General features: G+C 55.9%; 7 protein-coding genes. 5 read left to right on the top strand and 2 right to left on the bottom strand.

Going from position 1 to position 6,935, the window contains the following annotated elements:
* The first annotated feature begins 134 nt into the window (after positions 1-134).
* The 4 genes from ruvX to EQG79_RS22650 all read left to right on the top strand — a co-directional run bounded on the left by ruvX (position 135) and on the right by EQG79_RS22650 (position 3,853).
* Entirely contained in the window at positions 135-554 is a 420-nt protein-coding gene (ruvX, locus tag EQG79_RS22665) for a Holliday junction resolvase RuvX (protein WP_077922347.1), read from the top strand.
* Positions 555-637: 83 nt separating this feature from the next.
* Complete coding sequence (gene def, locus EQG79_RS22660; RefSeq protein WP_077922348.1) at positions 638-1,210, top strand: peptide deformylase; 573 nt, start codon at positions 638-640, stop codon at positions 1,208-1,210.
* A 61-nt stretch (positions 1,211-1,271) separates the two neighbouring features.
* A complete protein-coding gene (locus EQG79_RS22655; RefSeq protein ID WP_129604385.1) occupies positions 1,272-2,069 on the top strand; it encodes an amidohydrolase in 798 nt (265 codons plus the stop codon).
* Positions 2,070-2,308: 239 nt separating this feature from the next.
* Positions 2,309-3,853 (top strand): DUF4301 family protein, encoded by a 1,545-nt coding sequence (locus tag EQG79_RS22650; protein WP_077922350.1) that lies wholly within the window; start codon positions 2,309-2,311, stop codon positions 3,851-3,853.
* A 77-nt stretch (positions 3,854-3,930) separates the two neighbouring features.
* On the opposite strand, the gene EQG79_RS22645 is transcribed toward EQG79_RS22650, so the two are convergent.
* Together EQG79_RS22645 and EQG79_RS22640 are read right to left on the bottom strand one after the other, a co-directional pair.
* Entirely contained in the window at positions 3,931-4,425 is a 495-nt protein-coding gene (locus tag EQG79_RS22645; RefSeq protein ID WP_077922351.1) for an RrF2 family transcriptional regulator, read from the bottom strand.
* Positions 4,426-4,706: 281 nt separating this feature from the next.
* Positions 4,707-6,032: a flavin-containing monooxygenase gene (locus EQG79_RS22640; RefSeq protein WP_129604382.1), complete on the bottom strand. Its 1,326-nt coding sequence runs from the start codon at positions 6,030-6,032 to the stop codon at positions 4,707-4,709.
* Between the two features lie 63 nt (positions 6,033-6,095).
* Here EQG79_RS22640 and EQG79_RS22635 point away from each other — a divergent pair, with 63 nt between their 5' ends.
* Positions 6,096-6,899 carry an SDR family oxidoreductase gene (locus EQG79_RS22635; RefSeq protein ID WP_129604379.1) on the top strand — a complete coding sequence of 268 codons (804 nt, stop codon included), beginning with the start codon at positions 6,096-6,098 and terminating at the stop codon, positions 6,897-6,899.
* Positions 6,900-6,935: the final 36 nt, after the last annotated feature.

The raw sequence follows: 6,935 nt of genomic DNA, 5'->3' as shown, positions 1-6,935 counted from the left end.
CCCCTCGCGTCTCATACACGTCAGCCATGAACCAGCTCGCCCGCAATCCTAACAGTCAGTAAGTCAACCCAATTGCTGACGCGCAGGAGACGCGAGGGGTCGCGTCTCTACATATCTTGTATCTTTGCACCACTATGGCTCGACTGCTGGCAATTGATTACGGACAGAAACGCACCGGTATTGCCGTGACGGACCCGCTGCAACTGATTGCGTCGGCGCTCGAAACGGTACCGTCGCACGAGATGATCAAGTACCTCAAAGCCTATGTACAGCGGGAGCCGGTAGAAGCATTTATCGTTGGATTGCCTAAGCGGCTCGACGGCACGGATTCGGAGAACGCGGCCCGGGTGCGGAAGTTCGTGGGGCATTTGCAGAACGCTTTGCCCGACATTCCGGTTTATTGGCATGATGAGCGCTTTACGTCCCAGATGGCGCTACAGGCCATGATTGCGGGCGGAAGCAGCAAAAAAGATCGACGCGAGAAAGGGAACATCGACAAAGTCAGTGCCGCCATCATTCTCCAGTCGTATATGGAAAGTAAAAAAGAAGGATAAGCCGTGAAAGGTGGCCCGCGAATGACTGAACACAGCCTCGTTCAACGACCCTCATTCATCGTTTATCGTTCATCATTAACTATATGATCCTCCCTATCGTTGCCTATGGCGATCCGGTACTCCGGAAGCGGGCGAAAGACATTGAACCCGGCTCAATCGACGTGAAAGCGTTGAGCGAGAATATGTTTGAAACCATGTATGCAGCTTCGGGCGTTGGCCTGGCCGCACCGCAGATCGGCCAGAGTGTCCGGATGTTTGTGGCCGATGGCCAGGTGCTGAACGAAGACGAAAAAGAAGAAGATATCGACCAGAGCGTTGTCGGCTTCAAGAAGGTGTTCATCAACCCCGAAATCATTGAAGAAGCAGGCGAAGACTGGGGGTTTGAAGAAGGTTGCCTGAGTATTCCCGGTATTCGGGGCGAGGTGATACGGCCCGAAATTATCGTTATCCGCTACTTCGACACCGACTGGAACGAGCACGAAGAAGAATACGACGGGATGGCCGCCCGCATCATCCAGCACGAGTACGACCACCTCGAAGGCAAACTCTTTACCGATTATCTGCCCAGCCTGCGCCGTCAGCTCATCCGGAAAAAACTGGCCGACATCACCAGGGGCAAAACCGACGCCGAGTACAAGATGAAATTTCCGAAATAAAGAACCGGGAGAAACTGTAAAGAACCCATTCAGCTTCTCCCGGTTTTGTTCCTGTCTCCGCATGCACCTCACCCTCCTTCAGCCCGACTTATACTGGCAGAACCCGGTAGCCAACCGCGCTATGCTGGAGGAACGGATCATGACCCTGCCCGAACCGACAGACCTGATCGTGCTGCCCGAGATGTTCACGACCGGGTTTACCATGGACGCGGCTGCCGTAGCGGAACCCATGAACCTGACCACGTTTCGCTGGCTGAAGCAGATGGCCACTCAAACGGGGGCCGTCGTCACCGGCAGTTACGTCGTACGCGAGGGGTCGGCTTTCTACAACCGGCTGGTCTGGATGCAGCCCGACGGCCAGTTCGACACTTACGATAAACGCCACCTGTTCCGCATGGCGGGCGAAGACGGCATCTACACCGCCGGCAACCGCCGACTGGTCAAAACCTGGAAAGGATGGCGCATCTGTCCGCTCATCTGCTACGACCTCCGCTTCCCGGTCTGGAGCCGCAACACCCCCGCCCCGTCGCCGACTAGTAATCCGGCCGCCTTTGACTACGATCTGCTGCTGTACGTAGCCAACTGGCCAGCCGCCCGGCGTCATGCCTGGAACACCCTCCTGCAGGCCCGCGCCATCGAAAACCTCAGCTACGTTGTTGGCGTCAACCGCGTCGGCACCGATGGAAACGGGCATCCCTATACTGGCGACTCAGCCATCATCGACCCCAGGGGCGATGTGCTGTTCCGGCAGTCGGATACCGAAGGGCTACACCAGCAGACGATCTCGCTCGACGAACTGCGTGAGTTCCGGGAGCGCTTTCCCGCCCATCTGGATGCCGACTTCTTTGAGATTCGGTAGCCGAGCCGCTGCTTTTTCGTTTTGGATCTGCGGAAAGTTGTAGCTATCTCCGGGCTCATCTCAACCGGCAACGTGGGCGGAGCAGGAAGCAGACGTCCCCTAATATACCGACATTACCCTACCGGCTACTTATCGATCAAGAACAGACCGTACAGAAGACTCTGCTACATTTGACTTGCGTAACGTTGTCGAAACACCCAACTTGCCAACCTTTCTTACTGACTTATTTCTTTGCCTGTATGACACAATTCACCGAACAAGACCAGGAGCAGATTCGGGCGCAGGGCGTCTCGCTCGAGCAGATCGACCAACAGATACAGCATTTTGTTCAGGGTTTTCCGTACCTCAATGTAATCAAAGCCGCCACCATTGGCGATGGTATTATCCGCGTTCCCGACGAGCAGATAACGACCTATATTCACCAGTTCGACCAGGCCGCCCAGGATAAGGATCTGGTTAAGTTTGTGCCGGCTTCGGGCGCGGCCACCCGCATGTTCAAGTCGCTCTTTGCTGCCCTCGATGGCAAATCCGACAAATCGGCCGATGAGGTGTTTGCCCGTCTGCCCGATTTTGCGTTTTACGATGACCTGAAAGCGGCACTGGCCAAAAACGGCGTCGACCTCGACGAGACCGTGACCGAAGGCAGGTGGGACACGGCTACCCGGCAAACCGTGCTCCATTTTCTGCTCATGGCCGATGGCCTGGACTACGGCAGCCTACCCAAAGGACTGCTCAAGTTTCACCAGTATCCCGACGGAGCCCGCACGCCCGTTGAAGAGCACCTGGTCGAAGGAGCCGCCTACGCCAACTCAAACGGTACCGTCCGGATTCATTTTACCGTATCGCCCGAGCACCGCTCCCGGTTCGAGGAGCTGATCAGCCAGGAAAAAGCCGACTACGAAGCCTGGCTGGGCGTTACGTTCGATATTAGCTTCTCCGAGCAGAAGAAAGCAACCGACACCATCTCCGTTGATACCGACAACAGCCCGTTCCGAAACCCGGATGGGTCGCTGCTGTTCCGCCCGGCGGGCCACGGCGCGCTGATCGAGAACCTGAACGACATCGACGCCGACGTTGTGTTCATCAAGAACATTGATAACGTAGTGCCCGACGAGATCAAGGAAACCACCGTTACCTATAAGAAAGTGCTGGCCGCGGTTCTGCTCGATGCGCAGCAGCGGGTGGCCCGGCTACAAAGTCTGCTGGAAGGTGCCGACGCATCCGACGTCAGCGACGGTTACCTGGCCGAGGCCGACGAGCTATTTCGCCGGACGCTGTTCACACTCCCGCCCGATGGCTTCGAGAGTCTCGCCAAAGCCGAAAAAGTCGACTACTTCCGGCAGAAACTGAACCGGCCCATTCGCGTGTGTGGCATGGTGCAGAACGTCGGCGAACCGGGGGGTGGCCCCTTCTGGGCCCGCAATGCAGACGGGTCAGTATCGCTGCAGGTCGTTGAGTCGGCCCAGATCGACCTGACCAACCCGCAGCAGAAAGAGATCTTCGATACGGCTACCCACTTCAACCCGGTCGATCTGGTTTGTGGATTGAAAGATCACCACGGCCGCAAGTTCGACCTACCCGCCTTCCGCGATCCGCTGACCGGCTTCATTACGGCCAAGTCGAAAGATGGCAAGGACCTGAAAGCGCAGGAGCTGCCGGGCCTCTGGAACGGTGCCATGGCCGACTGGAACACCATTTTTGTGGAGGTGCCGCTGATCACGTTCAACCCGGTCAAAACCGTCAACGATCTGCTCCGCAAAGAGCACCAGCCGGCCGACGAATAAGTTTTATCAGCCCTAAATCAGTAAGGCGACCCCGGGAATGGAGTCGCCTTACTGATTTATGAGGTACGATCCTTCAGCTAAGCCGACATACGGCCAACCGAGGTCTCTTCTATATCGGCAGCTTTCGAGCCAATCGAAATTTCTTTGGTCACCAGCGATTCCGGATTCTGGAACGTCAGCAGGGTTGTGTTTTCGTAAACGCCCAGGTTCGCATCCCGAACACGCTCCATAATCGGTTTCAGGGCGCAGGTCACCTCGTCCGTACAGTCGTCGCACTTCACGTAGAAGTTGAACGATACGCAGGGCGTTGGTGCAATAGGGCCGTCGATGACCCGAAGTACCTGAGCCAGATTAACCCGACCCGGATCGACCCGCAACAGATAGCCCCCTCCTTTTCCCTTTTGACTTTGCAGAATGCCATGATTCCGCAACTCCAGCAGGATAGCCTCTAAGAATTTTTTGGGGATACTTTCTTTCGCTGAGATGTAGGAAATAAGCACAGGTCCTTTCCCGTACTCTTCTGTCAAAACCTTTAGAGCTTTGATGGCATACTTGGCTTTCTTAGAGATCATCGTTACGGTGACTAAGAGGGTTGTGTAAACTTATTGGGTAAAATTACTTATCCGATGTGGGTTCGTTGAAAAATTAATTGGCCAACTAAACGGTTGTCGACCCGTCGCAAAGTTGAGTATTTTTTACACAAATCCAGCTACACTCCTTCCGCCACACACACCTTTTCGACACCACCTCCCCCTGGGTTTATAGCCAAACGTATTCTTATTGCCTAAAAGTTCATCGACTTAATTGGGTATTTGACGTGACTCTGTCAGATAAGTAACGGGCAAGTTTTTTTTTAATGCACTGACACGCCTTTATTTTTCCTCATTTCGCGCTCAATCACTTGTTTATACTGGTGAAAATCAACCTGTAACGTGTGTCTGGCCGATTGCGTGTACCTACGTTGGTTTCGCCTGGCCTCTTCATCGATAGCTTGTACCATCACCTGTCGATCTGGTAGTCTGCAAAATCTCTGTATTAACCGGGAAATCCAAATTGCCTGTATTTCTGCCAGCGGCATAATGGCGCCAAGGGGCTGGAGCAGGCCCAGAAAATACAGGCCCGGATAGTCGGGATGAATTACACGCCGGTACAATTGCAGATCATTGCTGTCTTCGACGTTGAAAAAATCCTGCCCGAAAAAGGGGAACGATACTCGGTAGCCGGTAGCAAAAATCACTAGATCGAACGACTCACGGCTTCCGTCGTCAAACACGACATCGTGGCCGTCGAAAAGCTGGATATTGGGCTTGAACCGGATCAGCCCGCGGCCGGCCAGATTCAGCAAATCCTGCGAAATGGTCGGGTGTTCACTGAGCATGGGCCGGTTGGGCCTGGGAACACCGTAGCTTTCCTGCCGCCCCCGCGCCAGCCAGAGCGACACGCCAAGCAGCCTCCGCTGGATAGACAACGGCAGTCGGCTCGTGAGCGGATTGGCCAGTGAATCGAACGGCAGGCCCATCAGCCAGTTGGGAATAATATAGGCGCCACTACGCGTCGAGATCGTTACCCCATGGTCGCCATACTGCCGGGCGGCCTCGCAGGCGATATCAACGGCCGAGTTGCCGATGCCGACGATCAGCAGCTTCTTCCCCCGAATCTGCTCCGGCACCTTGTAATCATGCGAGTGCATGGTTTCGCCGGCAAACGTACCCGGAAATGGCGGGTCCGGATAGCGCGGGTTCCAGTGATGGCCGTTGGCCACCACCACGTGGCTGTAGGTTTGCGTCCGGCCCGTATCGGTCGTAACCATATAACGGCCGTCTGGGGTGCGGCTAACGTCGGTTACGGCGGTTCTGAAGGTGATTTTGTCCCGGAAGCCAAAGTGATCGACATAACTATCGAAGTAGCGGATGATCTGGCTATGGTGCGGAAACATAGGGTACTCGGCCGGCATGGGATAGTCGGCGTAGGCCATTACGTTCCGGTTGGTGTTTATATGCAGCGACCGATAAGCCGACGACAGGCCGTTATCGTTATTATAGCGCCAGTTGCCGCCCACGCCCGATCCTTTCTCGAAACAGTCGAAGCGGATACCAGCCTGGTGACATGTTTTGGCGGCCACGATACCCGACGATCCCGCTCCGATGATACAGACGGCAGCTGTTGCCTGTTCATTCATCCCATTTTGCACTATACGTATATATTTTTATACCGATCTTAGCTAACGAAGGTAACGAAATTTATGAAAATATGCTTACTGACCGGCTGTGCCAGCGGTATAGGCCGCCACCTGACGGGTGTCCTGCTGCGCGAAGGCTACAGCGTTGCCGCTACCGACGTAGCCATCAGCCAGCTTCACCAGGCCGCCCGAACCGACCACTGGCCAGCCGATCGAACGCTGCTGCTGCCGCTCAACGTGCGGTCCGAAACCGACTGGCAGTACGTTATCCGCCAAACGCTCGACCGCTGGCAACGCATCGACATCGGCCTGAACATAGCGGGGGTAATCCGGCCAGGCTACGTGGCAACCATAACCCAGGAAGATATCGACTTTATGGTCGACGTCAACCTGAAAGGCGTCATGCTGGGTACGCGTTACCTGGCCGAGCTGATGATTCGGCAACAAACGGGCCATATCATCAATATAGCTTCGCTGGCGGGGCTGGCCCCCGTACCGGGCCTGGGCATTTATTCGGCTACGAAGTTTGCAGTTCGGGCCTTTTCGCTGGCAGCCGCGGGCGAACTGCGGCCGCAGGGCGTGGTGGTCTCGGTCATCTGTCCCGACCTGGTCGATACGGACATGCTCGCCCAGCAGCTCGGCCGGCCCGAAGCCGCCCTGTCTTTCTCAGGAAGCCGGGTACTGACCGTACAGGATGTAGAGCGGGCCGTTCTGCAGAAGGCGATCGCGCGCAGGCAGCTCGAGATCATGATCCCCAACAGCCGGGGCTGGCTCGGCAAAATCGGTAATCTGTTTCCGAAACTGGGCCTGGCGCTAACCAACCGCCTGATCAGAAAAGGACTGGCCCGGCAACAGCAGCTGCGGTAACGGGCAAGAAAAAAGCCGGTGCAAAGCCCCGGCCCT

This window comes from Spirosoma sordidisoli (assembly GCF_004138325.1).
GTDB classification, from domain to species: domain Bacteria; phylum Bacteroidota; class Bacteroidia; order Cytophagales; family Spirosomataceae; genus Spirosoma; species Spirosoma sordidisoli.
This window is presented reverse-complemented; position numbering and strand designations above follow the sequence as displayed.